This window comes from Ruegeria sp. ABV4_181 (assembly GCF_056158465.1).
Genome location: NZ_JBSWTI010000002.1, coordinates 344,232 through 369,837 on the forward strand (window position 1 = coordinate 344,232; position 25,606 = coordinate 369,837).

The 25,606-nt window shown below is 60.0% G+C and carries 25 protein-coding genes; 12 read left to right on the forward strand and 13 right to left on the reverse strand.

What is annotated here, in order from left to right; genetic code table 11:
* Window positions 1–3: 3 nt before the first annotated feature.
* Complete coding sequence (locus ACXAC3_RS01750; RefSeq protein ID WP_475155090.1) at window positions 4–429, reverse strand: VOC family protein; 426 nt, start codon at window positions 427–429, stop codon at window positions 4–6.
* Window positions 430–496: 67 nt separating this feature from the next.
* Between ACXAC3_RS01750 and ACXAC3_RS01755 the strand changes: the two genes are divergently transcribed.
* Complete coding sequence (locus ACXAC3_RS01755) at window positions 497–1,090, forward strand: TetR/AcrR family transcriptional regulator (RefSeq protein WP_475155093.1); 594 nt, start codon at window positions 497–499, stop codon at window positions 1,088–1,090.
* 196 nt (window positions 1,091–1,286) lie between these two features.
* Here the strand turns inward: ACXAC3_RS01755 and ACXAC3_RS01760 are convergent, their stop codons facing one another.
* The gene (locus ACXAC3_RS01760) at window positions 1,287–1,634 is read right to left on the reverse strand and encodes an antibiotic biosynthesis monooxygenase (RefSeq protein ID WP_475155095.1); all 348 of its coding nucleotides are present in this window, start codon (window positions 1,632–1,634) and stop codon (window positions 1,287–1,289) included.
* Between the two features lie 43 nt (window positions 1,635–1,677).
* Here ACXAC3_RS01760 and ACXAC3_RS01765 point away from each other — a divergent pair, with 43 nt between their 5' ends.
* On the forward strand, window positions 1,678–1,944 hold the full coding sequence (locus ACXAC3_RS01765) for an ester cyclase (RefSeq protein WP_475155097.1): 267 nt from the start codon (window positions 1,678–1,680) through the stop codon (window positions 1,942–1,944).
* 144 nt (window positions 1,945–2,088) lie between these two features.
* Window positions 2,089–2,631: a luciferase domain-containing protein gene (locus tag ACXAC3_RS01770; protein WP_475155100.1), complete on the forward strand. Its 543-nt coding sequence runs from the start codon at window positions 2,089–2,091 to the stop codon at window positions 2,629–2,631.
* Window positions 2,632–2,758: 127 nt separating this feature from the next.
* Here the strand turns inward: ACXAC3_RS01770 and gyrB are convergent, their stop codons facing one another.
* On the reverse strand, window positions 2,759–5,176 hold the full coding sequence (gene gyrB, locus ACXAC3_RS01775) for a DNA topoisomerase (ATP-hydrolyzing) subunit B (protein ID WP_475155103.1): 2,418 nt from the start codon (window positions 5,174–5,176) through the stop codon (window positions 2,759–2,761).
* 102 nt (window positions 5,177–5,278) lie between these two features.
* Complete coding sequence (locus ACXAC3_RS01780; RefSeq protein WP_475155105.1) at window positions 5,279–5,851, reverse strand: TetR/AcrR family transcriptional regulator; 573 nt, start codon at window positions 5,849–5,851, stop codon at window positions 5,279–5,281.
* 98 nt (window positions 5,852–5,949) lie between these two features.
* On the opposite strand from ACXAC3_RS01780, the gene ACXAC3_RS01785 reads away from it, so the two are divergent.
* Window positions 5,950–6,516: a carboxymuconolactone decarboxylase family protein gene (locus ACXAC3_RS01785; RefSeq protein ID WP_475155108.1), complete on the forward strand. Its 567-nt coding sequence runs from the start codon at window positions 5,950–5,952 to the stop codon at window positions 6,514–6,516.
* Here ACXAC3_RS01785 and recF read toward each other — a convergent pair.
* The 7 genes from recF to ACXAC3_RS01820 all read right to left on the reverse strand — a co-directional run bounded on the left by recF (window position 6,513) and on the right by ACXAC3_RS01820 (window position 13,817).
* Window positions 6,513–7,610 carry a DNA replication/repair protein RecF gene (gene recF / locus ACXAC3_RS01790; RefSeq protein ID WP_475155111.1) on the reverse strand — a complete coding sequence of 366 codons (1,098 nt, stop codon included), beginning with the start codon at window positions 7,608–7,610 and terminating at the stop codon, window positions 6,513–6,515. The genes ACXAC3_RS01785 and recF overlap by 4 nt on opposite strands.
* Window positions 7,611–7,648: 38 nt before the next feature.
* Window positions 7,649–8,770, reverse strand: coding sequence for a DNA polymerase III subunit beta (gene dnaN, locus ACXAC3_RS01795; protein WP_475155113.1), 1,122 nt, complete (start codon window positions 8,768–8,770; stop codon window positions 7,649–7,651).
* 228 nt (window positions 8,771–8,998) lie between these two features.
* Complete coding sequence (gene dnaA / locus ACXAC3_RS01800) at window positions 8,999–10,402, reverse strand: chromosomal replication initiator protein DnaA (RefSeq protein WP_475155116.1); 1,404 nt, start codon at window positions 10,400–10,402, stop codon at window positions 8,999–9,001.
* 552 nt (window positions 10,403–10,954) lie between these two features.
* Window positions 10,955–11,218: a 30S ribosomal protein S20 gene (rpsT, locus tag ACXAC3_RS01805; protein ID WP_475155119.1), complete on the reverse strand. Its 264-nt coding sequence runs from the start codon at window positions 11,216–11,218 to the stop codon at window positions 10,955–10,957.
* Between the two features lie 234 nt (window positions 11,219–11,452).
* A complete protein-coding gene (locus ACXAC3_RS01810; RefSeq protein ID WP_475155121.1) occupies window positions 11,453–12,229 on the reverse strand; it encodes an enoyl-CoA hydratase in 777 nt (258 codons plus the stop codon).
* Window positions 12,230–12,295: 66 nt separating this feature from the next.
* A complete protein-coding gene (gene mutM, locus ACXAC3_RS01815; RefSeq protein ID WP_475155127.1) occupies window positions 12,296–13,147 on the reverse strand; it encodes a bifunctional DNA-formamidopyrimidine glycosylase/DNA-(apurinic or apyrimidinic site) lyase in 852 nt (283 codons plus the stop codon).
* Between the two features lies 1 nt (window position 13,148).
* Window positions 13,149–13,817 (reverse strand): hypothetical protein, encoded by a 669-nt coding sequence (locus ACXAC3_RS01820; protein WP_475155131.1) that lies wholly within the window; start codon window positions 13,815–13,817, stop codon window positions 13,149–13,151.
* A 78-nt stretch (window positions 13,818–13,895) separates the two neighbouring features.
* Here ACXAC3_RS01820 and ubiE point away from each other — a divergent pair, with 78 nt between their 5' ends.
* Window positions 13,896–14,642 (forward strand): bifunctional demethylmenaquinone methyltransferase/2-methoxy-6-polyprenyl-1,4-benzoquinol methylase UbiE, encoded by a 747-nt coding sequence (ubiE, locus tag ACXAC3_RS01825; protein ID WP_475155138.1) that lies wholly within the window; start codon window positions 13,896–13,898, stop codon window positions 14,640–14,642.
* 3 nt (window positions 14,643–14,645) lie between these two features.
* Entirely contained in the window at window positions 14,646–16,175 is a 1,530-nt protein-coding gene (ubiB, locus tag ACXAC3_RS01830; protein WP_475155141.1) for a 2-polyprenylphenol 6-hydroxylase, read from the forward strand.
* A gap of 94 nt (window positions 16,176–16,269) precedes the next feature.
* Here ubiB and ACXAC3_RS01835 read toward each other — a convergent pair whose 3' ends face one another.
* Window positions 16,270–17,445, reverse strand: a complete 1,176-nt coding sequence (locus ACXAC3_RS01835; protein WP_475155146.1) for an acetyl-CoA C-acyltransferase family protein — start codon at window positions 17,443–17,445, stop codon at window positions 16,270–16,272.
* 118 nt (window positions 17,446–17,563) lie between these two features.
* Between ACXAC3_RS01835 and ACXAC3_RS01840 the strand changes: the two genes are divergently transcribed.
* The 6 genes from ACXAC3_RS01840 to ACXAC3_RS01865 all read left to right on the forward strand — a co-directional run bounded on the left by ACXAC3_RS01840 (window position 17,564) and on the right by ACXAC3_RS01865 (window position 22,985).
* Complete coding sequence (locus tag ACXAC3_RS01840) at window positions 17,564–18,127, forward strand: helix-turn-helix domain-containing protein (RefSeq protein ID WP_475155151.1); 564 nt, start codon at window positions 17,564–17,566, stop codon at window positions 18,125–18,127.
* A 110-nt stretch (window positions 18,128–18,237) separates the two neighbouring features.
* Entirely contained in the window at window positions 18,238–19,422 is a 1,185-nt protein-coding gene (locus ACXAC3_RS01845) for a glycine C-acetyltransferase (protein ID WP_475155156.1), read from the forward strand.
* Between the two features lie 14 nt (window positions 19,423–19,436).
* Window positions 19,437–20,465: an L-threonine 3-dehydrogenase gene (gene tdh / locus ACXAC3_RS01850; protein WP_475163321.1), complete on the forward strand. Its 1,029-nt coding sequence runs from the start codon at window positions 19,437–19,439 to the stop codon at window positions 20,463–20,465.
* Between the two features lie 62 nt (window positions 20,466–20,527).
* Window positions 20,528–21,412: a tryptophan 2,3-dioxygenase gene (locus tag ACXAC3_RS01855; protein ID WP_475155162.1), complete on the forward strand. Its 885-nt coding sequence runs from the start codon at window positions 20,528–20,530 to the stop codon at window positions 21,410–21,412.
* Between the two features lie 3 nt (window positions 21,413–21,415).
* Window positions 21,416–22,240: an alpha/beta hydrolase gene (locus ACXAC3_RS01860; RefSeq protein WP_475155169.1), complete on the forward strand. Its 825-nt coding sequence runs from the start codon at window positions 21,416–21,418 to the stop codon at window positions 22,238–22,240.
* 106 nt (window positions 22,241–22,346) lie between these two features.
* Window positions 22,347–22,985 (forward strand): imm11 family protein, encoded by a 639-nt coding sequence (locus ACXAC3_RS01865; protein WP_475155176.1) that lies wholly within the window; start codon window positions 22,347–22,349, stop codon window positions 22,983–22,985.
* A gap of 138 nt (window positions 22,986–23,123) precedes the next feature.
* Here ACXAC3_RS01865 and infB read toward each other — a convergent pair whose 3' ends face one another.
* The gene (gene infB, locus ACXAC3_RS01870; protein ID WP_475155181.1) at window positions 23,124–25,598 is read right to left on the reverse strand and encodes a translation initiation factor IF-2; all 2,475 of its coding nucleotides are present in this window, start codon (window positions 25,596–25,598) and stop codon (window positions 23,124–23,126) included.
* Window positions 25,599–25,606: the final 8 nt, after the last annotated feature.

Genomic DNA, 25,606 nt, shown 5'->3' on the forward strand with positions numbered 1-25,606 from the left:
TATTCAGACCGGCAGAGCATCGGTAGCGTATTGGTCAGCAAAGTCGCCGACAGGCGGAATGGGTTTGATCACGTCTATCAACACTCCATTCGGGTCGCGGGTGATAAAGTGCCGCTGGCCAAAGGCTTCGTCTGTCAATGTCTTGAGGATGGGCAGACCGGCCCCCTGCATGCGCTGAAACTCGGCATCCACATCCTCGACCTCGAAATTCAGGATCAGGCCGCCGACGGTTCCCTGCCCTTCTGCCGGGATGGTTTCATGGTCACCCTTCAGGATCGCCAGGTTGACCTTCGGGTCTTCGCTCGATTGCAGATGACAGTACCAGTCCGCGTCAAAGCTCACGTTGAAACGGAAGTGATCGACATAGAAGGCTTTTGTCGCCACGACGTCGCTGGTCTGGATCACCGGGTAATATTGCGTGCATTTCATATTGTGTCTCCCTTCAAAAATACATACAGTATGTATGTGAATATCTATAAACATACAGGCTGTATGTATGCAACAGAAAAACGAACCCCGATCGAATAAATCCCGCACCGAAGCCACCCGTGCTGCGCTTGTGACCGCAGCGCGGCGTCTGTTTGCCGAGAAGGGTTATGCCGAAACCTCGACCCCCGAAATTGCGAAAGCGGCAGAGGTGACGCGCGGCGCGCTGTATCATCATTTCGAAGACAAAGAGGCCCTTTTCCGCGCGGTCATCCTGGCGGAATACAATGCCGTCGCCGAAGACATAACCACCGCGGCAAAAACCGCACCGGGATCGGCCATCGATGCCCTTAAACAGGGCAGTCGCGGCTATCTGAGTGCGATGCAGGACAAGGGGCGCGTGCGGATTATGCTTCTGGACGGGCCTGCGGTTTTGGGGCAAGGCGAGCTCGACCGGATTGATCGCGAGACCTCGGCGGACGCCCTGCGCCTGGGTCTGACCGAAGCCATGCAATCCAGTCAGATCAGGGACCTTCCGGTGGATGCCCTGACCACACAGCTATCGGCCCTGTTTGATCGCGCCGCACTGGCGGTATCAGAAGGGGATGACCCCGAAGATCACCTGAAGGTACTGGACACGCTGTTTACAACGCTGGCGCGCTGAGGCACCGGCCTGCGTACCTGACGCGCATCCCTTTGGTGTGGTTTGCGCTGCGTAGGCATAAGCAGACATCGCGCTGGGCCTTGCGCGGTCCGCCCACAGGTTGCGCGGCAACAGCTAAACCTCTCTCGCGGCTCGCTACTGGAAACCCCGGAATTTTCGAATGACCGTGCCCCTTCGGCCTGACCGTCAACCAATCCTAGCTCATATCCGGCATTTGAGGCGATTGCACGTGCCATCCCGAACTCACATCGACATGGCGAATGGAGCAACTGACGATGAATTCCTCGTAACCTTCTGGCAGGTATGACGCCTGCCAGCTTTCTCCGAACCGCGACTTCACGGCATTCAGATCGTCCCAGACGGATACAAACATCACCACGTTTTCACCGCCCTGAACACACCGACCAAAGAAATACCCCCGGTTGCCATGATGCCCCTTCACTACCTGAGCGGAGGTGGTCGCGAAATTTTGCAGAAGCTCCTCGGCACGGCCTTCTTTGACCGTGACTTCGAAAATCCTAAGAACCGGTCCTTCGGAAGTCATTGCTGTCTCCTGTATCGAGTGAACGCCCATCCAGGTGCCACTGGTGATCATTGGCCAGATTGGCGGATTTGGAAAGCTGGTTCCGTATCTCGATTGGTCGGTGCAGGCCATGCACCAGGCCGGGGAATTCGTCACCGTGCGCAGCCGGGCAACCGGCAAACCGGCCGGACCCATGTTCGGTGTCGATGGGCAGGGCTGCGGCTTCGACATCAGGACAATCGACATCCACGCATTGGAGGGCGCTAAAATCGTCCGCTCCTACCACGTCGAAGATTGGGCAGGCGCGCTGCAACAGCTTGCGGGTCGGTAAACTGTCAAGAACATCGGCGGGTATTCATTCGCGTTTCGTGTAAGGGTACAGGATGATCTGGTTGTCCTGTGGCATTGGCTCCGAAACAATTATGCGGCTTACCGGGCCCATATTGGGTAGAGTCCGGCAAAGGGAGATCAGGAGATGAAGGCAACCCAACCTCTGCGCACGGCATCGCTGGTTTGCGTCTTCGTGGCGTCCGGCGCTTTGGCTGACATCGCCAATCTGCCGATGCGTGAAACGCCAATTCCGCGCACGACAAATGGCGTGCCGCATGTGCAGATTGACGTGGAACCCGTCCCGGAAATCTCAGAGGCTCTGCTGAAACGCGTTTCTGAGCTGCCCGGCGTCGAGATCAGGCAAACCGTTGTGTCCCTGCCCGGTGCCCTTGGCTTCTGGATCAGCGAAGATACCGCGCTGACCCGGCCGGAGGTAATTGTGGGTGGCCGGGAATTCGCCCACATTCACCCCGACGGCAGCCTGCACGCATCGCTTTCGCCGGAATTGGCCATGATCGCGGCGGAAAAAGGCTGGGCCGTCAGTCACCCGTGGGCGGATCAAAGACCTGGCTGGGGCGGATTCGTGATGATCTTCACGCCGGTTAACACCGACGAGCTGGACGTTGTTTTCGATCTGGTCGAGGCATCATACAAGTTTGTGACAGGTGTGGGTTCTTCACCAAACTGAATCACCCTCACACTTCTCATTCAGAGCTGAATTAAGACCGTGAAGTTTTGACGGAACGGTGTTGCTGGCAAGTTCCAAAAGAAGCTGACCCCTCCGACAACGAAGATCTCGGCAAACCTACTCCCGCTCAGAAGTCCAGATTCTCAACACTCAGCGCGTTCTGCTGGATGAATTCGCGGCGCGGTTCGACCACGTCGCCCATCAGCTTGGTGAACAGATCATCCGCCTCGACCATGTCGTCGACGCGCACCTGCAAGAGCGTTCGGGCGTCCGGGTCCAGTGTGGTTTCCCATAGCTGATCGGGGTTCATTTCACCCAGGCCCTTATAGCGTTGCAGGGACAGGCCCTTTTCGCCCTCTTCCAGAATGGCGCGCAACAGGTCGAGCGGGCCGTGGATCACCTGGCTGCGGTCCCGTCGGATCAGGGTTGCAGGTGAGTTGTACACTTCCTGCAGGCTTTGGGTGAAGCTGCCGGTCTTGCGCGCCTCGCCCGAGCGCAGCATGGGGCCGTCCAGCGTGCGGACTTCTTCGACGCCCCGCAGGATGCGGGCCAGGCGAATGCCGTGGTCCTGTGTGATGCGTCCTTGCCAGCCACGCTCGTATTCCAGCGCGATCAGGTCCAGACGGGCCGCCACCTTGTCGGCCACGCCCTGTAGGTCGGCATCGACCGCGCCCGGGACAAAGGCGCCTGCGACGGCGGCCTGTTCCAGAATGTGGCGCGGGTAATGCGTCGGGAAGGCGTCCAGCACGCGTTTCAGCTGCCGGGCTTCATCGACCACGCGGGTCAGGTCCTGACCGATTATCTCTTCACCCGAGCCAAGTCTCAGCACCGCGCCTTCAACGCCCTGGTTGATCAGGTAATCGTCCAGCGCCGCCTGATCCTTCAGATAAACCTCGGATTTACCACGCGAAACCTTATAGAGCGGCGGCTGCGCGATATAGAGGTATCCGCCTTCGATCAATTCCGGCATTTGCCGATAGAAGAAGGTCAGAAGCAGCGTGCGGATATGCGCACCGTCCACGTCCGCATCGGTCATGATGACGATCTTGTGGTAGCGCAGCTTTTCGATATTGAACTCGTCCCGGCCAATGCCGGTGCCCAGCGCCATCACTAGGTTGCCGATTTCCTGAGACGACAGCATCCGGTCGAATCGCGCCCGTTCCACGTTCAGGATTTTACCACGCAGGGGCAGCACGGCCTGAGTCAGCCGGTCCCGGCCCGTCTGCGCTGATCCACCGGCCGAGTCCCCCTCGACCAGAAACACTTCGGTCTTGGACGGGTCTTTCTCGGAACAGTCTTTCAGTTTGCCGGCCAGATAGTTCACATCCATCGCCGTCTTGCGGCGGGTCAGTTCGCGCGCCTTACGGGCGGCCTCGCGCGCCAGAGCGGCTTCGATGATCTTGCCAACGATGGTCTTGGCCTCGTTGGGGTTCTCTTCGAACCACTCGGCCAGCTTTTCGTTCATCAGGCCTTCGACCGCCGGGCGAACTTCCGACGACACCAGTTTGTCCTTGGTCTGGGACGAGAATTTCGGGTCGGGCACTTTCACCGACAACACACAGGTCAGCCCTTCGCGCGCGTCGTCACCGGTAAAGCTGACCTTTTCTTTCTTCGCGATGCCGCTGGACTGCGCATAGTTGTTGATCGTCCGGGTCAAGGCCCCCCGGAAGCCCGCCACATGGGTGCCGCCATCGCGCTGCGGGATGTTGTTGGTGAAGGGCAGAACCGTCTCGTGATAGCTGTCATTCCACCACATGGCGATTTCAACGCCGATATCGTCGCGTTCGCCCTTGATATAGATCGGCTCCGGCATGGCCGCGGTCTTGGACCGGTCCAGGTATTTGACAAATTCCTTGACGCCGCCTTCATAGAACAGCTCGGTTTCCAGCCGCTCTGCCGGGCGCTCGTCAATCAGGATGATCCGCACGCCCGAGTTCAGGAATGCCAGTTCACGCAGGCGTTTTTCCAGAGTCTCGAAGGAGTATTCCAGGTTGGAAAATGTATTGGTCGAGGCCAGAAACCGCACCTCGGTTCCGGTCCGGTCGCCGCATTCACTGACCACTTTCAGATGTTCGGATGTCTCGCCGCCTTCGAACCGGGCCACATGCTCTTTCCCGTCGCGCCAGACGCGCAGTTCCAGCCAGTCCGACAGGGCGTTCACTACCGAAACGCCAACACCATGCAGACCGCCCGACACTTTGTACGAGTTGCTGTCGAACTTCCCGCCCGCGTGAAGCTGGGTCATGATGACCTCGGCGGCCGAGACGCCCTCTTCAGGGTGGATATCTACCGGAATTCCGCGGCCGTTGTCGCTGACGGAAACGCTGGAATCGGCGTGGATTTTTACCGTGACATGGTCGGCATGACCGGCCAGAGCCTCGTCAATTCCGTTGTCGACAACCTCATAGACCATATGGTGCAGGCCCGAGCCGTCGTCTGTGTCACCGATATACATACCGGGACGCTTGCGAACGGCCTCTAACCCTTTGAGAACTTTGATGGAATCTGCGCCGTATTCCTGCGGTGCCTGTGCGTCTTCGGACATGCCGTTAGTACCTATATTATTTTGGTAACTTATACGTTTTCTGGTGGGGATTGTCACGCGCTCCCCCAATATTTTGTGGTTGGGATCGGCTTTCCCTGCAGGTCAAAGCCGATCGAGGTCCGCCGCGATATCCGCGGCGATTTCTGCCGCGTTCACGTCACTGCGGTCGGCGGACAACCGTAGCCCCAAAAGGTCGGATTGATACCGCGCCGCAAGGCGGTCCGGATCGTGACCGGGCGCGATTTCCCCGGCCTCCTGCGCGCGCCGGAACAGGTCGGCAAAGCAGCGCTTCATCTCGACCATATGCCCGCTTGCCCTGTCGGCCAGATCGTGCCCCTTTGCCTGCAACTCGGCATAGGTTTTCGCCAGCATGCAGGCCCGCACGGGCATCTGAGTTGAATCGATCACCACCTGCGGCTGCGCCTTGAGGGCATTGAGCGGCCCCAGTTCCTGCGCCAGTTTCATCAGACGCGCGACCCCGTCTTTTGCATAACGCTCCAGCGTCAGCGCATACAGCGCATCCTTGGACCCGAAAGCGGCATAGAAACTGCCCGGCTTCAGCTTCAGTTCACGCTCCAGATCCTTCAGCGAAGTGCCCGCCCAGCCCTGCCGCCAGAAGATATCGCGGGCTTTTGCGATCAACGCGTCTCGGTCATAGGCAGGTTTGCGGGGCATTGTCTTCACCAATTCTTGAACGTTCGCTCAAATATATACTTGAGCGATCACTCAATAAAGACTATTTCCGACTCAGCCGCCAGAAAAGGAGTTCCGACATGGCCAATTTCCCGTCCCACGACCTCGATTCCGCCCCCGAAGCATCAAAACCTTTGCTGGAGAAATCCCAGGCCGCCTTTGGCCGCCTGCCCGGCCTGCACAAGGTGATGGCCGAAAGCCCGCAGCATCTGGAAGGCTATCAGGTCTTGCACCAGCTGTTTCTGCAGACCGACTTCGACAATGATGAGAAAACCGTCGTCTGGCAGACCATCAACGTGGAAAACGAATGCCATTACTGCGTGCCCGCCCATACCGGCATCGCCAAGATGATGAAGGTGTCCGACGACATCACCGAGGCACTTCGCAACGAAACGCCGCTGCCTTCGGCCCGGCTTGAGGCGCTGCGCACCTTCACTCTGCAAGTGATGCAAAGCCGTGGCAACCCAACCGAAGACCAGCTGAAAGCCTTCTTTGATGCGGGCTATTCGCATCGCGCGGTGCTGGATGTGGTCTTGGGTCTGGCGCAGAAAACCATGTCGAACTACGTCAACCACATGGCGCAAACGCCGGTGGACGAAGTGTTCCACCCGCTGCTCTGGAAACGCAAAGTCGCCGAACCGGCCTAGGACGACACGACCGAGCCCCCGCCGCTGTCGTTGACAACCAGCGTCTGGGCCCGGTCACCCAGTTCCGCAAACAGTTCAGGCCCGGTGCCCGTCATCCAGGCCTGAGCCCCCAGCGCGCAGATCTCATCATAGAGCGCGGCCCGTCGCCCTGCATCCAGATGCGCGGCGACCTCATCCAACAGTACAATCGGCGGTGCACCCACCATCCCGGCCAGCGCCCGCGCGTTCGACAGGATCAGCGACACCAGCAGCGCTTTCTGCTCTCCGGTCGAACAATCCCTGGCCGGTACGCCCTTGGCCGCGAATACGCCATACAGGTCCGACCGATGCGGACCCACCAGCGTTCGCCCGGCCGCCAGATCGCGGAACCGGCTTTCGCTCAGCGCCTCGCGCAGGTCATCTTCCGTACCCGGCATCGCGCCTTCGGTTTGGATCAGGTCCAGATCCGCCGCAGGAAAGGCGGTTTCGGCCGCGTCCTGCGCCTTTCGCAGATGATCTAGCGCCGACAGGCGTGCCAGATGAATCCGATGCCCCATCTCGGCCATCTGCCCCTCCAGCGCGGCATACCAATGGGCGTCCCGCACCTGCTCTTTCAACAGGCGGTTGCGTTCGCGCATGGATTTTTCATAGGTCAGCGAAGCCTCGGCGTGGGTTGGGTCAAAGCTCAGCGCGATCCGATCCAGAAACCGCCGCCGCCCCTCGGCCCCTTCGATCCACAACCGGTCCATCGACGGGATCAGCCAGACCACCCGCGCCAGCTTGCCCAGATCAATCTGGCTGGAGGTCTTGTCGTCAATCCGGACCTGCCGCGCCGCGCCGCCTTCGGACCATGTCTCGACCTCATAGCGCCGCCCCTGCGCCTGCAACAGCCCGGACAGCTTCCAGCCCAGCGCTTCGGGCCGTCTTGTCATCTCGGCCGCGCTGGCCCGCCGCATGCCGCGACCGGGTGAAAACAAGGACACCGCTTCAAGGATATTGGTCTTACCGGCCCCGTTCGGCCCGTGGATGGCCACCGGCCGCCCGTCCAGCGACAGACGCGCCAGCTTGTGAGACCGGAAATGCGAGACCGTAAGATCGGTCAGGGCCAAACTCATGACCCCTCCGTTTCGTTGGTGACCACCCTGCGGGGCGGTCAGACGCGCATCGGCATGACCACATAGACCGCGCTCTGGTCAGAACCTTCGCGCATCAGGGTCGGGTCGCCGGCCGAGTTGAACAGAAAGACCGCGTTTTCGCGATCGACCTGCGAGGCAATCTCCAGCAGGTATTTAGCGTTGAAACCGATCTCCAGCCGCTCGTCGCCATAGGCGACGGCCAGTTCTTCCTCGGCCGCGCCGCTGTCCGGCGCATTGACCGACAAAACCAGCTTGTCGGCATCCAGTTGCAGCTTCACCGCGCGGGACCGTTCCGACGAAACCGTCGCCACGCGGTCCACGGCCTGCGCGAATTCAGCGGCATCCACTTCCAACTGACGCGTATTGCCCTGCGGAATTACGCGGGTGTAATCGGGGAAGGTGCCGTCGATCACTTTTGAGGTCAGCGTGATATCGGGCGTCGCAAAACGCACTTTGGTCTCACTGACGGATACCGCGATGTCCATCTCATCATCGTCCAGCAGCTTGCGCAGCTCACCCACGGTTTTGCGCGGTACGATCACGCCCGGCATGTCGGCTGCGCCATCCGGCAAATCGGCGTCAATGCGGGCCAAACGGTGGCCATCGGTGGCCACGCAGCGCAGCACCTTGCCGCCTTCGGACCCGTCTGCCACATGCATGTAGACGCCGTTCAGGTAATACCGGGTCTCTTCCGTCGAGATGGCAAATTTCGATTTGTCGAACAACCGCCGCAGCAGCGCCGCCGAAGCGGTGAAGTTCGACTGGTATTCCGAGGATGCCATCACCGGGAAATCCTCTTTCGGCAGTGTCGCCAGCGAGAAATTCGACCGGCCGGCCTCAACCGTCAGACGGCCCGCTGCGCTGTCAGCTGTCAGGGTCACCAGCGCTCCGTCCGGCAGTTTGCGCACGATCTCATGCAGCGTCGTTGCGGCCACGGTCGTCGCGCCCGCTTTTTCGACCTGCGCCGGGGCCTTGTCGACCACTTCGATATCCAGATCGGTGGCACGGAACATCGCCTGGTCGCCTTCGGCCTCGATCAGCACGTTGGCAAGTATGGGAATAGTGTTGCGACGTTCGACAACAGATTGGGCCTGCGAAACGGCCTTGAGAAGGGTGCCGCGTTCGATGCTGATCTTCATACCCTCAATTCCTCTGACTTGCGTGCCGAAATGGGCGGGACTGGCACGTTAGCGGTTCCGCCCTGAGGCACAAGGATTTTTTATGGTTTTCTGGGTCGGAATGCCCAACGCGTCAAGGGGCGCGTGGCCCCGTGGGCACAGTTCCTGCCCGACAGTGGAGAATTGCGCACAAGAAAACGCCCCGGGCACAAGGCACCGGGGCGTTTCCTGAGCGGTAGGGGATAAAACTCAGGCTTCCAGCGCGCGGCGCAGCATTTCCACGTCTTCCGCGATCTGACCGTCCGTGGTTTTCAGCTCTTCGATGCGCTTGACGCCATGCATGACAGTGGTGTGGTCGCGCCCACCAAAACGGCGGCCAATCTCGGGCAGCGAGCGGCTGGTGAGCTGTTTGCACAGATACATCGCCACCTGACGCGGACGGGCATAGGACCGCAGGCGCTTGGGGCCGATAATGTCGGACAAGCGGATGTTGTAGTATTCGGATACCTTGCGCTGAATCTCTTCGACAGTGATCTTGCGCTCGGATGCGCGCAGCACGTCGGCCAGACAATCCTGCGTCAGTTCCATGTCGATCTCGCGGCCCACCAGCGAGGCAAAGGCGAACAGGCGGGTCAGCGCGCCTTCCAGCACACGGACATTGGTCGAGATACGATGGGCCAGAAACTCCAGCACGCCATCGGCAATGGTCAGATCGGGATAGGTGCTGCTGTATTGCTGAACCTTGTTCTGCAGAATACCAAGACGCAGTTCGTAATCGGTCGGGTGCAGGTCCACGACCAGCCCGCATTGCAGGCGCGATTTCACGCGGTCCTCAAGATCCTTGATCTCTCCCGGTGCACGATCTGCCGAGATGATGATCTGCTTGTTCTGATCCACCAGCGCGTTGAATGTGTGGAAGAATTCTTCCTGTGTCGAATCCTTGCCGGCGATGAATTGCACGTCATCGACCATCAGCACGTCGACCGACCGGAACAGATGTTTGAAATCCATCATCCGGCGCTCGCGCAGGGCCTGAACAAAGCGATACATGAACTGTTCCGCCGACAGGTAAAGCACGTTCAGATCGGGGCGCTTGGTTTTCAGCTCCCACGCGATGGCGTGCATCAGGTGCGTTTTACCAAGACCCACCCCACCGTACAGAACCAGCGGGTTAAAGGTGACGGGACCGCCTTCGGACACGCGGCGCGCTGCGGCATGGGCCAGTTCGTTGGGCTTGCCGACCACGAAACTATCAAAGGTGAAACGGGCATCCAGGGGCGCGGCTTGCAGGGCCTCAAGCGGATCATTCCCCGATTCCGCCTGCCGTGACAGGGGCGCATCCTGCGTTACAGCGGAACGCTGCGTGGCGTCGGTGGTGGCTTCGGCCTCGCCGGACGGGCGGACCGGAGAATTCGCCGCGACGCGAAACGCCAGACGTTGCACGGATTCACCGGCCGTATTCATCTCATACAGGATGAGATCCGCAAAGTTCTGGCTAACATAATTGCCCATGAAGTTGGTCGGAACCGAGAACACCGCCACGCCGTCCTGCAGCTCTTGGAATTCAAGAGGCTCGATCCAGGTGGTGTAGTTGTTCTTGCCGATCGCCTTGAGCAGTTTGTTACGCAGTTGTCCCCATTTCTCTTGTGTCATTAAGCGCCTCACGCATCCCATTCTTTATTGGCCTGTCGGCCTTATTACTAAGTTCCGGTCACCCGGTTTAAGCCGCCACCCGCAAAGGGATACCCATGCGCCGAACCACGTGGATCCGGCGGGACCGTCCCTGAAAGTCAGCACAAACCGGCAAGTCGACATCCAAAAAAAGGACATCCCAGAAACCGGGTTGCGCTTCGCAATCAATATTTTTCGACAGGGCTCGGATCTTCGGTTTCCCCAAGATCCACAGCAGATCAGCAAATCGGCTTGCGCCTCATGCCGACATTCGTTTCCCGATCATCCTGATGCCCGTCAGTCAGATCAATGAAACAGCCTGTCCCCCCAAGCGAGTGAATCGCTGAATCAGTGGTAACAAGAGGCCAGCGCTCACGGCAACGAAACTCTGATATTGACTCGGGTTCTTGGCCGAAAGAATCTCTCGGTTTCGTGAAGGCGCGGTATTCTGGCAACATAAGAAAAGGCGCCGCAGGGTGCGACGCCTTCAAAATAGTTCAGCCTTACTTACATGACCATAGGTCAAGTAAAAGCTTAGCCCAGCGCCTTCACGCGGGACGACAGGCGCGACATCTTACGCGCTGCTGTGTTCTTGTGGAAAACACCTTTGGTGACACCGCGCATCAGCTCGGGCTGAGCGGCGCGCAGGGCTGCGGTTGCGGCCTCTTTGTCACCGGATGCGATCGCTTCTTCGACTTTGCGCAGGTAGGTGCGGATGCGCGAACGGCGCGCTTTGTTGATTGCAAAACGCTTGTCGTTCTGACGAGCGCGTTTCTTTGCCTGGGGCGAATTTGCCATGTGTGTCTCTGACCTTTGTTCGGTACGGTTATCTAAGGTTGCGCGCCACGGACTATCCGCACCGGATCAGAAATCACGAGTGTGAGTCGGGCCAGGCGGGCCGCACGCGCATGTATAGCGGCGCTAGTTATCCAAGTTTGTGGGGTTTGCCAAGCCAATTCTTCCGCCACGCATGGCTGATATGAAAAAGGCGGGCCGCTGCCCGCCTGTCCCCCTGCTTAAAGTCCAACCGGACTATTTGTCCCGGAATTGCGCGGCACGCTTTTCAAGGAAGGCTGCCATGCCTTCTTTCTGATCTTCGGTGGCAAACATCGAATGGAACACGCGCCGTTCGAACAGCATCCCTTCGCTCAGCGGCAATTCATAGCTGCGGTTCACTGCCTCTTTTGCGGAAATCGTGCTCAGCTGCGATTTCTCGGCGATTTTCTGAGCGGCCCCGACGGCCTCTTCCATCAGCTTCTTGGCGGGAACAACGCGGCTGACCAGCCCGGCGCGCTCGGCCTCTTCCGCATCCATGAAACGGCCCGTCAGGTTCATGTCCATAGATTTGGACTTGCCGACAAAACGGGTCAGGCGCTGCGTGCCTCCCAGCCCCGCGATAACGCCCAGATTGATCTCGGGCTGTCCGAACTTGGCCGTGTCCGCCGCAATGATGAAATCGCACATCATCGCCAACTCGCAGCCGCCACCAAGAGCATACCCGGCCACCGCCGCGACCACCGGCTTGCGGATGGCCGTGAAGCGATCGTTGACGTCCCCAAAGAAGTTCCGACCGAACACATCCACAAAGCTGAGTTCCGACATCTCCTTGATGTCGGCACCGGCGGCAAAGGCCTTGTCCGATCCGGTGATGACGATGCAACGCACCTTGTCATTCGCGTCCGCGTCTTCCAGCGCCGTGCACAGTTCCGAGATCAGTTGCGAGTTCAGCGCATTCAGCGCGTCCGGCCTGTCGAGCCTGATAAGGGCGACGTGGTCTTCGATGTCGACGATGATCGTCTCAAATGCCATGAGGTGCGAACTTTCGTTTATTCCGTTCAGGTATGATTCCTTATCACGCGAAAACGCTGGATCAAGCTATCTTTGGCATTGCGCGCAATAGAAGGATGAGCGACCGGACTGGGTGATTCTTTTGACGGTCCCATCGCAACCGTCGGTCCGGCAGGGGTCGCCTTCGCGGCCGTAGACGTCAAAGCTGTGCTGAAAATATCCAAGTTCTCCATCAGCTTGCCGGAAATCGCGCAGTGACGAGCCCCCCGCCTCGATGGCGTCCGCCAGGACCTGCCGTATTATCGGAACCAGCGCCGCGACGCGCGCGGCAGAAATTTGTCCGGCCTTGCGACGTGGCGACACTCCGGCGCGATAAAGCGCCTCGCAAACGTAGATATTGCCCAATCCGGCAACGATTCCCTGATCCAGCAGGGCAGACTTGACCGGGGTGTTCCTGCCCCGGAACGCGTCGATCAGATGCTGCTCGTGAAAGTCATTGCCCAGCGGTTCGGGTCCCAAAACCGCAAGCAGCTTGTGTTCCTCTGCGGTGGCTGTCCGGAACAGATCCATCGCCCCGAACCGACGCGGATCGTTGAAGGTCACGCGCGCGCCATTGGCCATGTGGAAGACGACGTGGTCGTGTTTTTCCGGCATCGGGTGATCGCGAAGGAATTGTCCCAGCGGATCACCCGAAACCGTCATGCGCCCTGACATGCCCAGATGGATCAGCAATGTCTCACCACCGCTGAGATCGGCAAGGATGTATTTCGACCGCCGCCGCAACCGTTCTACCCGCTGACCGGTCAGCCGTTCGGACATCCGGTCGGGAAACGGCCAGCGCAAATCCGGGCGTTTCACATCCGCGCGCGCAATCACCACGCCTTCCATCGCGGGGCACAGGCCGCGTCTTACGGTTTCGACCTCGGGCAATTCCGGCATTTCAGTCCGCCTTTTCCGTCTTGGGCACCATGCGCAGCAGCAACGCCAGCTTCGGGTCGTTCCGCGCCAGCTTCTCCAACAATTGCCCATAGCCGGACATCCGCGGGATCACACGCATCCGCTCGCCGTTCTGGAACTCAAGATAAACACCGCCGGCGATCGTTTTGTTGATCGGACGAACCCTGCTCAGTTGGGCCAAAGGCACCGAGACGGGTTTTCGAAACAGGGCAAAGCGTTCGATGGTCTGGCCATCATAGACAATGCGCGTAAAGGAAAATGCGATCAGCCAGAGACTCATGAGGCTGAAGCCCGCGCCTGCGATCACCGTAAACCACGCTCTTGGACTCTGAGAGCCGCCAGATGCCACAAAAGCCGCGCCGCCTCCGAAAAAAACAAGACAGAACAGCGCGATCGGCAGAACCTTGATCGGGCGCATGACCAGAACGTCGCTGTGCCCGATACCGGTCGGATGCGCCCTCTTTGCGTGTTTTGCCCCGACGTTCCAGCCGGCATAGTTCTGCTTTTTCGACCGGATCGCGGCCTGCCGGATCAGCCGGTACTTGAGCCAGACAAGGAACAGTCCAACGGACATAATGCCCAGAAACACCCCCGGATTGGATTGAAAGGCGTCTGAAATGGCTGTGACATTTTGCTGGATGGCTTCAAACATGGACCCGCGATGATTTGTGCGTTTGTGTATCGGGATTGGACGCTATATCTCGGGCATACGTGAATCAAGGTGCCCGATATGACAGAAGACAAGACCACCCATTTCGGGTTTGAAACCGTCCGTGAGGCCGACAAGGCCGGACGTGTGCAGGGCGTGTTCAACTCGGTCGCTTCGAAATACGACGTGATGAACGATGTCATGTCGATGGGCATTCACCGGGTCTGGAAAGACGCGATGATGGACTGGCTGGCGCCGCGCCCCGGTCAGCGGCTGCTGGACGTGGCCGGTGGCACGGGCGATATCTCATTCCGCTTTCTCAGGCGCGCGGGCCACGGCCACGCCACGGTTCTGGACCTGACCGAGCCGATGCTGGTCGAAGGCCGACAGCGCGCCGAAGCCGGTCAGATGTCGGACAGCCTGAACTGGGTGGTGGGCGACGCCATGGCCCTGCCGTTCGAGGACAACACCTTCGACGTCTACACCATCTCTTTCGGCATCCGGAACGTGACCCGCCCGCAAGAGGCGTTGAACGAGGCGTTCCGGGTGCTGAAACCCGGTGGCCGCCTGATGGTGCTGGAATTCAGCCAATTGCCCAATGACGGGCTGCAAAAGCTCTACGACCTGTACAGTTTCAATGTCATCCCCCGGATGGGCAAGCTGATCGCAAATGACTATGACAGCTATCAGTATCTGGTGGAATCGATCCGCAAATTCCCGGATCAGGAGACCTTCCTGAACATGGTCCGCGCGGCTGGGTTCGAAATCGCGAAATACCGCAACCTCAGCCTGGGTATCGCCGCGCTGCATTCCGGCTGGAAGATCTGATATATGCGTGGACCCCACAACATCATCCGCCTGATCCGCACAGGCGCCACGCTAGAACGTACGGGCGCCATGAATGTGGTCCTGGACGCTTTCGAAGCCCCTCGTGCCTTGCGGATCGTGGCCCATACGCTGGGCAAACCCTTCCAATGGCTGGGCTACAAGGGCGACCCTGACATGCCGCCCGCGACCAGGGCGCTGACCGCGCTGGGTCCGGCCTATATCAAATTCGGTCAGGTGCTTTCGACCCGCCCGGATGTCGTTGGCGAGGAACTGGCCGAGCAGCTGCGCGTATTGCAGGACAAGCTTCCCCCGTTTCCGCGTAGCGAAGCGCTGGCCGAGGTCGAAAAGGAACTGGGGCAGCCGGTGGCCCAGATGTTTTCGGATTTCAGCGAACCGATAGCCGCCGCCTCGATCGCGCAGGTTCACAAGGCCAAGCTGACAAGCACCGGCGAAGACGTCGCCGTCAAGGTCCTGCGTCCCGGAATCGAGCGCGCCTTTCGCAAGGATGTGGATGCGTTCTACTTCGCCGCCCGGATCGTCCAGCTCTGCGCCCCGGGCGCCCGCCGTCTGCGCCCGATGGAGGTGATTGAACATTTCGACGGTGTCGTGCGGGGCGAGCTGGATCTGCGCCTCGAAAGCGCGGCCGCGTCCGAATATGCCGCGAATACCAAAGACGACGCCGGATTCTGGCTGCCGCCGGTGGTCTGGTCACTGTCGGCGCGTCGGGTGATGACGCTCAGCTGGGCCGACGGGATCGCGCTGGGTGAAAACCAGGCGCTGGACGCCGCTGGCCATAACCGCCACGATCTGGCCGAACGCGTCCTGCGGATGTTTCTGCTGCATGCGCTGCGTGACGGCTATTTCCACGCCGACATGCATCAGGGCAATCTGAAGGTCGCGGCCAACGGCGATATCATCGCCTATGATTTCGGCATCATGGGCCATATCGACGAATACACCCGCCGGGTCTATGCCGAAATCCTCTTTGGCTTCATTCGCCGCGACTACAAGCGCGTGGCCGAAGTTCACTTCGAGGCCGGGTATGTGCCCGCCGACCGGGATGTCGACGAATTCGCCCGCGCCCTGCGCGCGGTCGGCGAACCGATCTTTGGCATGGATGCCACCTATATCTCGATGGGGCGCCTCCTGAATTACCTGTTCGAGGTCACGGAACGGTTCGGCATGGAAACCCGGACCGAGCTGATCCTGCTGCAACGGACCATGGTGGTGGTCGAAGGCGTCGCGCGGTCACTGGACCCGCGCATCAATATCTGGGAAGTCGCCCGCCCGGTGGTCGAGGATTACATCAAGCAATCCATCGGTCCCCGCGCCGCGCTCCGGGATTTCGGCAAAACCGCAATGGTGCTGGCGCGTTTTGGACCCCGTCTGCCCGCGCTGGTGGAAAACGCGCTGATCGCGCAAACCCATAAGGATGAACCTTCCCCTTCGGGCCTGTGGGCTGCGCTCCTGCCCGCGGCAATCGGGGCCGCCGCAGGCGCTGCCGTCGTTCTTCTGCTGACCGCGTTCGGCTAAAAATCCGCCCGCTTCATCTGGCCAAAAATACCTTCGGGGGGAATCGCGCCAAAGGCGCGATGGGGGGCAGACAGCCCCCCTGCCCGGCCCGGGATCAGAGCCGCTCGAAGGCTATGGCGATCCCCTGACCGCCACCGATGCACATGGTCACCAGCCCCTTGGACCCGCCAACGCGTTCCAGCTCGTACAGCGCCTTCAGCGTGATGATTGCCCCGGTTGCGCCCACCGGATGGCCCAGTGCAATCGCGCCACCGTTGGGGTTTACCCTGGCCGCATCCAGACCCAGTTCCTTGTTCACGGCAAGCGCCTGTGCGGCGAATGCCTCGTTGCTTTCGATCACGTCGAAATCATCGACCGACAACCCGGTGCGGGCCATCAGGTTCTGCACCGCCGGAACCGGACCAATGCCCATGACCTCGGGGCGAACACCGGCGTGACCATATCCCAGAATGCGCGCTTTCGGCTTCAGCCCGGCATTCTCAGCCGCCTCTGCCGTCGCCAGAACCATTGCTGCCGCACCGTCATTGATGCCCGAGGCGTTCCCCGCCGTCACCCGCCCGTCTTTCCGGAAGGCCGGGCGCAACCCCGCCAATGCCTCGGCGGACGTTGTCTTGGGGTGCTCGTCGACCATGAAATCGACCATGTCGCGCTTGACCCTGACCTGAACCGGCGCGATCTGGCTCTGGAAATACCCTGCCTCCAGCGCCGTCGCCGCGCGGGTCTGGCTGGTCAGCGCAAACTCATCCATCTGCTCGCGGGTGATCTGGTGTTCATCGGCCACGTTTTCCGCCGTGATGCCCATATGACCCGTCCCAAAGGGGCAGTTCAGCGCGCCCAGCATCATGTCCAGCGAGGTTACATCGCCCATCTTTGCGCCCCAGCGGGCCTGCGGCACGATATACGGGCTGCGGGACATGCTTTCCGCGCCGCCGGCCACCGCAAAGTCCGCGTCGCCCAGCATCAGAGACTGCACCGCCGACACGATCGCCTGCGCCCCGGATCCGCACAGACGGTTCACGTTCATTGCCGGCGTCTCAACTGGGATGCCGGCCTGTTTGGCGGCGGCCCGCGACAGGTACATGTCGCGCGGCTCGGTATTGATGACATGACCAAAGACCACATTGCCGATCTGCGCCGCCTCGACACCGGATTTCTCCAGCGCCGCTTCGGTCACCACCGTTGCCAGATCAATGGGCGCGGTCGAGGCCAGCGCCCCGCCAAAAGTGCCGATTGCCGTGCGGGCCCCATCAAGAATGACGATATCTTTCATGTCTCTTCTCCTCCTGGATTTGGCGGCACTATGCATCCGTCGTATCAGGCTGTCCCATGGGACGTTCCGTCACAAGCGGAATTGACATCGGCCGGGCAAAGGCGCATGAGATTCCGTCATGACGGAAAATTCAGACGATATCCTGACACGCCTGCCCGCCCGCCTGAAAGAAGCCCGCCGGGCCAAGGGGCTGTCGCTTGAGGCGGTGGCCAACCTCAGCGGGGTGTCCCGCTCGATGGTCAGCCAAATCGAACGGGGCGAAAGCAGCCCGACCATTTCGACCCTTTGGAACCTGACCCGCGCCTTGCAGGTGGATTTCGCGGGCCTGCTTGAGGATGCAAAGACCACTGACCAGATCGAAGTGCTCAGATCCTCCGAAGTGCCCAGCATCGACAACATGGGTACGCATTGCCGGATACGCATCCTGTCCCCCCCGGAAGAGGCCGGCGGGCACGAGGTCTATGACATCCGGTTCGACAAGGGCGGAGCCCTGAACAGCCAGCCTCATGCCAGGGGCGCGCGTGAACAACTGACCGTATTGGAAGGCGCGGTGCGCGTCACATCGGGCACGGCGGTTTCCGAACTGCGGGAAGGTGACACCGCCCGGTATGCTGCCGATATCGCGCATTCCATTACCGCTAATGGCGCGGCCCGGGTGTTCCTGATCGTCAAGAACGCCTGATTGCCGGCCGATTTCCGCCTTCACGGAATATTTTCCTTCATACTGTAATTCTCCTATTTGGGAATTTCATCCGCTATGTTAGACACGCGACTCAGAGCAAGGAGATCGCCATGGCAGATGCATTCCTGTCCCACATCACGGACACCCTCGCGCAGATCGAATCGGAAGGTCTGTACAAACGCGAACGAATGATCACCTCGCCTCAGGGCGGCGAGATTACCGTGGGCGGCAAACAGGTCATCAACCTGTGCGCCAACAACTATCTGGGTCTGGCGGATCACCCGGCGTTGATTGACGCGGCCAAATCCGCGATGGAGCCAAAAGGGTTTGGCATGGCCTCGGTCCGGTTCATCTGCGGCACGCAGGATATTCACCGCGAGCTGGAGCAGAAGCTGGCCCAATTCCTGAACAAGGACGACGCAATCCTGTTCGCCGCCTGTTTCGATGCCAATGGCGGGCTGTTCGAGCCGCTTCTGGGCCCCGAGGATGCCATCATCTCGGACAGTCTGAACCACGCCTCGATCATTGACGGCGTGCGGCTGTGCAAGGCCAAGCGCTATCGCTACATGAACAACGACATGAACGACCTCGAAGCCTGGCTGAAACAGGCGCGCGAGGATGGGGCGCGGCATATCATGATCGCGACCGATGGCGTGTTCTCGATGGATGGCTATCTGGCCAACCTGCCGAAAATCCGCGAGCTGGCCGACACATACGACGCCATCGTCATGGTCGATGACTGCCATGCCACTGGCTTCATGGGGCCGAACGGGGCGGGAACGCCGGATCATTTCGGCGTCGACGTAGATATTCTGACGGGAACCTTGGGCAAGGCACTTGGGGGGGCAATTGGCGGCTATATCGCCGGGCCGCAGCCAGTGATCGACCTGCTGCGGCAGCGGGCGCGGCCCTATCTGTTCTCAAACTCGCTGCCGCCTTCCATTGTCGCCGCCGGGCTTGAGGCGATCCGTCTGGTCGAAGACGGTGAGATGTTGCGCGCCCAACTGTTCGGCAATGCCAAATATTGGCGCGCCGGGTTGGAAAAGCTGGGATTCGACCTGCTGCCCGGTGAACATCCGATCATCCCGGTCATGCTGGGCGAGGCGACGCTGGCGCAAGACATGGCCTCGCGGTTGTTTGACGAAGGTGTCTATGTCTCGGGCTTTTTCTTTCCGGTCGTTCCACGCGGTCAGGCGCGGATCAGGACGCAGATGAATGCGGCTCTGACCAGGGACGAACTGGATCGCGCGCTGACCGCCTTTGGCAAGGTCGGCAAGGACTTGGGAGTGATCTGATGCGACCCAACACAATGAAGGCACTGGAAAAATCCAGACCGGAAGAGGGTCTTTGGATGGTTCAGGCCCCGGTGCCTGAGATCGGCCCGGACGAGGTTCTGATCCGCGTCAACAAGACCGGTATCTGTGGCACGGATATCCATATCTGGAACTGGGATGACTGGGCCTCGGCCACCGTGCCGGTGCCGATGATCACCGGCCATGAATTTGCCGGTGAGATCGTCGAGACGGGGCGCAACGTGACCGGGCTGGAGGTCGGCCAGCGCTGTTCCGGCGAAGGGCACCTGATCACGACCGACAGCCGGCAGAGCCGGGCAGGCAAATTCCACCTCGACCCCGGCACGCGCGGGATCGGCGTGAATGAACAGGGGGCCTTTGCGCAATACCTGAAACTGCCCGCCTTCAACGTTGTCCCCCTGCCGGATGACGTGCCCGATGAGATCGGCGCCATCCTCGACCCGCTGGGCAACGCCGTGCACACGGCGCTGAGTTTCGACCTGCTGGGCGAAGATGTTCTGATCACCGGTGCGGGTCCCATCGGGATCATGGCCGCCGCCGTCGCCCGCCATGCCGGCGCACGGCATGTTGTGATCACCGATATCAACCCCGACCGCCTGAAACTGGCCGAACATGTGGTGCCAACCGTGCGCACCGTCGACGTGTCCAAGGCGGAGTTGCAGGACGTCATCGCAGAGCTGGGCATGAAGGAAGGCTTCGATGTGGGGCTTGAGATGTCCGGCTCGCAAATCGCACTGGACCAGATGGTCGAGGCGCTGGTGATGGGTGGCAAGATCGCCCTGCTGGGCATTCCGCCCGGAAAATCCCCGGTCGACTGGTCCCGCATCGTGTTCAAGGCCATCACCATCAAGGGCGTCTACGGGCGCGAGATGTTCGAAACCTGGTACAAGATGATTGCCATGTTGCAGAACGGTCTGGATGTGAGCCGCGTCATCACGCACCGGTTCGGCGTCGACGACTTTGCGGACGGCTTTGCCGCGATGAAGTCCGGCCGGTCGGGCAAAGTTGTGCTGGACTGGACCTAACGCTCTGGAACTGCGCGGGTTTAGCCCCTAAACAGGGGCGAACTCAGGCGTTGGAGGAGCAAATGGGTGACAACAAGGACGACAGGTTTCTGGAACGCGGGATCGAGGACACGCTGGTCACCGATTTCGCCGAAACCCATCGCAAGAGCTATGGAGATTTCCTGCAGCTCAAGACCCTGCTGAACCTGCAAAAGACCTTTCAGGACCCCGCGCAACCCGATGAGATGCTGTTCATCATCATCCATCAGGTCAGCGAGTTGTGGCTGAAACTGATGCACCACCAGTTGGTCGAAGTGCGCCATTTTCTGCAACAGGATGATTTCGGCCCGGCAATGAAGAATCTCGACCGGGTCAAGGCGATCCAGCGGCAGCTGATTTCGGCCTGGGAAACCTTGCTGACCATGACGCCTGCGGATTACATGACGTTTCGTCATGCTTTAGGCAATTCCTCGGGCTTTCAAAGCTATGGCTATCGCCAGATCGAGTTCATTCTGGGCAACAAGGACGCCTCGACCCTGAAGGTGCACGAACATGACGCCGAGGTCATGGACATACTGAACGCCGCGCTGAGTAAGCCGTCGCTTTACGACGAGGTGCTGTTTATGCTGGCCCGCCAGGGGTTTGACGTGCCGCGCGACCTGCTGGACCGGGATTATGCGTTGCCCTATTCCGGCGATCCGCGCGTGGTGAAAATCTGGGTGCAGGTGTTCCGCGATACGGACAAGTATTGGGACCTCTACGCGCTCGCCGAGAAACTGATGGACGTGGAATCCCTGTTTCAGCGCTGGCGCTTTGACCATGTTACCGCAGTCGAACGTGTCATCGGAATGCAACCGGGAACCGGCGGGTCCAGTGGCGTCGCCTTCCTGCGCAAAGCGCTGGATTTACGGTTCTTTCACGACCTTTACGACATGCGCACCGAACTGATGTATACCGAGCAGGAGTAAGCGATGCTGTATCGCGGATTCACTCAGGACGAACTGGATCAGCAATATTCGCCCCGATCCATGATCGGCGGCGATCTGACGCCCTATATCGACAGCTACGCCGCGCTGAGCGCACATCACAGGGCACAAATGCAGGTGAAAGAGAACCTCGCCTATGGAGACAGCCCGGCGCAGGTTCTGGATTTCTTTCCCGCCAAAGGCACGGGCGCACCGCTGCACATCTTTGTTCACGGCGGGTATTGGCAGGCGCTCAGCCAGCGCGATTCGGCAATGATGGCCCCGGCACTTGTCGAAGCCGAACAGTCATTTGCGACGCTGAACTATACGATCGCCCCGGACGCGCGCATCGGAGACATGATTGACGAGTGCCGCAGCGCCCTGCTCTGGCTTGCGGCCAACGCACCTGAACTGGGGTTCGATCCGTCGCGGATCACCCTGTCCGGCCACAGCGCCGGGGCGCAGTTGGCCAGTATGGTGATGGCGACCTCGGCCGATGCGCTGGCCCGCGCGGGGTTGCGGGTCAGGGATGTGATTTTGATCAGCGGCGTATACGATCTTGAACCGATCAGCCTGACACCGGTGAACGATCCGCTGCAACTGTCCCCGGTCGAAATACATGACCTGTCCCCCATCCTGCACCTGCCCGCCCCCGGCCCGCGCTATCGGGTAACGGTGGCAGAACGCGACACGCCAGAATTCATCCGTCAGAGCCGGGATTATGCCGAATTGCTGCGCAAGGGCGGGCATTCGGTCAGTTTCGATCTGAAAAAGGGGATGCAGCACTTCGACATCATCATGCATCCCGGGACGTTCCTGCCAAAAGCCTAGACTGCGGTCGGCTTTTACCCCACAAACCTCGTGCCTTCAGATCAAAAAATTAGTTGGCATTTCAGAGAACCAAGATCTTCACGAAACCATTTTTTGCGAGCAAGCCGTGACACATAAGAAAGTTTGGGAATCCCTTTTATTGTACAGTACTCGCAACATGCAGCCAGTCGGTGTGCACTTGGACGCTCCGCGTCCTGAAGGCTATGTAGCTTTTCAGGACCGATACGAGGATGCTCAGGAGATAGCGCCAACAGAATATCCCGAATACGTTTATTTTAAGTACTACGATTGGCCGAAGAAAAAGAAGGAAAGTCTGCCGGATATTTTTACCGGTGAACTTGCTTTGATTTTTGTCTCAGAAGCTATGCATGACTTGTTGATCCAGTTTAATCTGGGTCGAACACGATTTCATGAAGTTGAATTGCGCGAATACGACCAGAAGACAACCTATCCCGGCAAGCGCTGGTTCTTAATGCACATACTGGAAGATCGAAAGACACTGGTCCCAGAACAATCGACTGGACTTACCCCAGTAGGGACAGCTGGAAAGGCGTGGAGATCAATTCCAGAAGGGAAAAACAAGCTGGCGGTCGATCCGGAATTGAGCGCTGATCTTGACTTCTGGATGGATCGAAGTATCCGCAGCCGCGTGTTTTTCTCGGACAGGCTAAAAACCGCGATAAAGGATTCCGGCCTGAACGCACGATGGCTTGGATTCCGCCCCTGCAAAGTCATTTCAATGTGAAACCAGATCAGGTTCTCACCAAGCCTGTTTCTTATAAGTGTGCGCCACTCCCGAATGAGCATTGTGCCAAAAGGCTGACCAAAATGGAAAACGGCGACCAAAAAGGCCGCCGTTTTCAATTTTCATTGCAATTCCAAATCAGTCGAGCGTCCGGGTGACTTCTTCGCGCTCAAAAATCTCGATCACATCATCCGTACGGATATCGTCGTAGTTCTCGAATGCCATACCGCATTCCTGACCCGACTGAACCTCGGATACTTCGTCCTTGAAGCGTTTCAGCGTCTTCAGCGTGCCTTCGTGGATCACCACGTTGTCGCGCAGCAGGCGGACGCCTGCGGAACGACGCGCCACGCCTTCGGTGACCAGACAGCCGGCAACTTTGCCAACGCCAGTGACCTTGAAGACTTCGCGGATCTCGGCATACCCGATGAACTTTTCGCGAATCTCGGCGCTCAGCAGGCCGGATGCGGCCGCTTTCACGTCATCCACGAGGTCATAGATCACTGAGTAATAGCGGATTTCCACGCCCTTCTGGTTCGCGGTGTTCCGCGCCGAGGCGTTGGCACGGACGTTGAAGCCAAAGACCGGTGCGCCCGAGGCTTCGGCCAGACCGATATCCGTCTCAGTAATCGCACCCACGCCCGAATGCAGTACGCGCACGCGGACCTCATCGTTGCCGATCTTCTCCATCGCCTGAACGATGGCTTCGGCCGAGCCCTGCACGTCGGCTTTGACGAGGATCGGCAACTCGGCCACGTTCTCGTCTTCTTTGGCCTTCTGCATCAGCTGCTCAAGGGTGGTCGCGGCACCGGCGGCGGCGCGTTTGTCCTTGGCGGCCTGTTCGCGGTATTCGGCAATCTCACGGGCCTGCGCTTCGGTCTCGGTCACGTTCAGCACGTCACCAGCCTCGGGCGTGCCGTTGAGACCCAGAACCTCGACCGGAACCGAGGGACCGGCTTCCTGAACACGCTCGCCCTTGTCGTTGATCAGCGCACGGACCTTACCGTATTGCTCACCCACAACGAAGATATCGCCCTGACGCAGCGTGCCGTTCTGAACCAGAACAGTCGCAACGGGACCGCGGCCCACATCCAGCTGCGCCTCGATCACGGCACCCTGGGCGGCGCGGTCGGGGTTGGCCTTCAGTTCCAGAATCTCGGCCTGTAGCGCAATGGCTTCCAGCAGTTCATCAAGACCCTGACCGGTGATGGCGGACACTTCGACGTCCTGAACCTCACCCGACATTTTCTCAACGATCACTTCGTGTTGCAGCAGATCGGTGCGGACCTTGTCCGGGTTTGCGTCCGGCTTGTCGACCTTGTTGATCGCCACGATCATCGGCACTTCGGCCGCTTTCGCGTGGTTGATCGCCTCGATCGTCTGCGGCATCACCGCGTCATCAGCGGCCACAACCAGAACCACGATATCCGTGACCTGAGCCCCGCGCGAGCGCATCGAGGTAAAGGCGGCGTGGCCCGGCGTATCCAGGAAGGTCAGCGTGGTGCCGCCATCGGTTTTCACCTGATAGGCGCCGATATGCTGGGTGATCCCCCCGGCCTCACCGGCCACAACCCGCGCGTCGCGGATCGCATCCAGCAACGAGGTTTTGCCGTGGTCGACGTGACCCATGATGGTGATGACTGGCGGACGCGCCTGCAGATCGTCTTCGCTGTCTTCGACCTCTTTGATGACGTCCTCGACATCCGAATCGGATACGCGGGTGACCTTGTGACCGAATTCCTCAATGATCAGTTCAGCCGTATCAGCGTCGATGGTCTGGTTCTGCGTGACCATCATGCCCATCTGCATCAGCGATTTGACCACATCTGCCACACGCTCGGCCATACGGTTGGCCAGTTCCGAGACCATGATCGCCTCGGGCAGCTGCACGTCGCGGATCACCTTTTCCCGCTCGACCGTGCCGCCCATGGCTTTCTGGCGCGCCCGCTCCTGCTTGCGCTTCATGGCGGCCATCGAACGCTGGCGGTTGCCTTCGCCACCGGTGGCCTGACCCAGTGTCAGCTTGCCCGAACGGCGGTTGTCATCGCGACCTTTGCCGCGACCGCGCTGTTCGCGCTCGCGTTCCTGCTTGCGCGGGGTCGCAGCGGGTGCCGGTTTGCTGGCCGGGGCGCGGGCGGCTTTGGGTTCTTCGGGGGCCGGGGCGGCGGCGGCGCGTTTGGCGGCTTCTTCTGCCTCCTTGCGCTTTTGCTCTTCCTCTTCGGCCTTCTGGCGGGCGCGTTCCTCGGCCTCACGCTGTTCGCGTTCCTTGGCCTCTTGCTCGGCACGCCGGCGGGCGCGCTCTTCTTCGCGCGCCTTTTCGGCGGCCTCACGCTGGGCGGCCTCTTCGGCCTCGCGTGCCTTGGCCGCCTGCAACGCCTTCATGCGGCGCGCCATTTCGGCGTCGGAAATTCCCGCAGGACGACGCGAAGGATCACCCGAGGGCGTCGCTCCGCCACCCGGCTTGCTGGCACCCGGCTTGGGGACCACCACGCGTTTGCGTTTGGTTTCCACCACGACATTCTTGGTGCGTCCGTGGCTGAAACTCTGTTTCACATTTCCGGGGCGTGCCCCGCCACGAAGACCCAATGTCTTTTTGCCGTCACTATCGCTCATAAAGCTTC

Bases quoted from the DNA above. Each gene is read 5' to 3' on its own strand.
- ACXAC3_RS01845 (WP_475155156.1), top strand. From the start codon at position 18,238: ATGGCAGATGCATTCCTGTCCCACATCACGGACACCCTCGCGCAGATC.
- ubiE (WP_475155138.1), top strand. From the start codon at position 13,896: ATGACAGAAGACAAGACCACCCATTTCGGGTTTGAAACCGTCCGTGAG.
- ACXAC3_RS01840 (WP_475155151.1), top strand. From the start codon at position 17,564: ATGACGGAAAATTCAGACGATATCCTGACACGCCTGCCCGCCCGCCTG.
- ACXAC3_RS01780 (WP_475155105.1), bottom strand. From the start codon at position 5,851: ATGCCCCGCAAACCTGCCTATGACCGAGACGCGTTGATCGCAAAAGCC.
- ACXAC3_RS01820 (WP_475155131.1), bottom strand. From the start codon at position 13,817: ATGTTTGAAGCCATCCAGCAAAATGTCACAGCCATTTCAGACGCCTTT.
- recF (WP_475155111.1), bottom strand. From the start codon at position 7,610: ATGAGTTTGGCCCTGACCGATCTTACGGTCTCGCATTTCCGGTCTCAC.
- dnaA (WP_475155116.1), bottom strand. From the start codon at position 10,402: ATGACACAAGAGAAATGGGGACAACTGCGTAACAAACTGCTCAAGGCG.
- ubiB (WP_475155141.1), top strand. From the start codon at position 14,646: ATGCGTGGACCCCACAACATCATCCGCCTGATCCGCACAGGCGCCACG.
- ACXAC3_RS01860 (WP_475155169.1), top strand. From the start codon at position 21,416: ATGCTGTATCGCGGATTCACTCAGGACGAACTGGATCAGCAATATTCG.
- infB (WP_475155181.1), bottom strand. From the start codon at position 25,598: ATGAGCGATAGTGACGGCAAAAAGACATTGGGTCTTCGTGGCGGGGCA.
- tdh (WP_475163321.1), top strand. From the start codon at position 19,437: ATGAAGGCACTGGAAAAATCCAGACCGGAAGAGGGTCTTTGGATGGTT.
- rpsT (WP_475155119.1), bottom strand. From the start codon at position 11,218: ATGGCAAATTCGCCCCAGGCAAAGAAACGCGCTCGTCAGAACGACAAG.
- dnaN (WP_475155113.1), bottom strand. From the start codon at position 8,770: ATGAAGATCAGCATCGAACGCGGCACCCTTCTCAAGGCCGTTTCGCAG.
- ACXAC3_RS01785 (WP_475155108.1), top strand. From the start codon at position 5,950: ATGGCCAATTTCCCGTCCCACGACCTCGATTCCGCCCCCGAAGCATCA.
- ACXAC3_RS01770 (WP_475155100.1), top strand. From the start codon at position 2,089: ATGAAGGCAACCCAACCTCTGCGCACGGCATCGCTGGTTTGCGTCTTC.
- ACXAC3_RS01750 (WP_475155090.1), bottom strand. From the start codon at position 429: ATGAAATGCACGCAATATTACCCGGTGATCCAGACCAGCGACGTCGTG.
- mutM (WP_475155127.1), bottom strand. From the start codon at position 13,147: ATGCCGGAATTGCCCGAGGTCGAAACCGTAAGACGCGGCCTGTGCCCC.
- ACXAC3_RS01755 (WP_475155093.1), top strand. From the start codon at position 497: ATGCAACAGAAAAACGAACCCCGATCGAATAAATCCCGCACCGAAGCC.
- ACXAC3_RS01855 (WP_475155162.1), top strand. From the start codon at position 20,528: ATGGGTGACAACAAGGACGACAGGTTTCTGGAACGCGGGATCGAGGAC.
- gyrB (WP_475155103.1), bottom strand. From the start codon at position 5,176: ATGTCCGAAGACGCACAGGCACCGCAGGAATACGGCGCAGATTCCATC.
- ACXAC3_RS01810 (WP_475155121.1), bottom strand. From the start codon at position 12,229: ATGGCATTTGAGACGATCATCGTCGACATCGAAGACCACGTCGCCCTT.
- ACXAC3_RS01760 (WP_475155095.1), bottom strand. From the start codon at position 1,634: ATGACTTCCGAAGGACCGGTTCTTAGGATTTTCGAAGTCACGGTCAAA.
- ACXAC3_RS01835 (WP_475155146.1), bottom strand. From the start codon at position 17,445: ATGAAAGATATCGTCATTCTTGATGGGGCCCGCACGGCAATCGGCACT.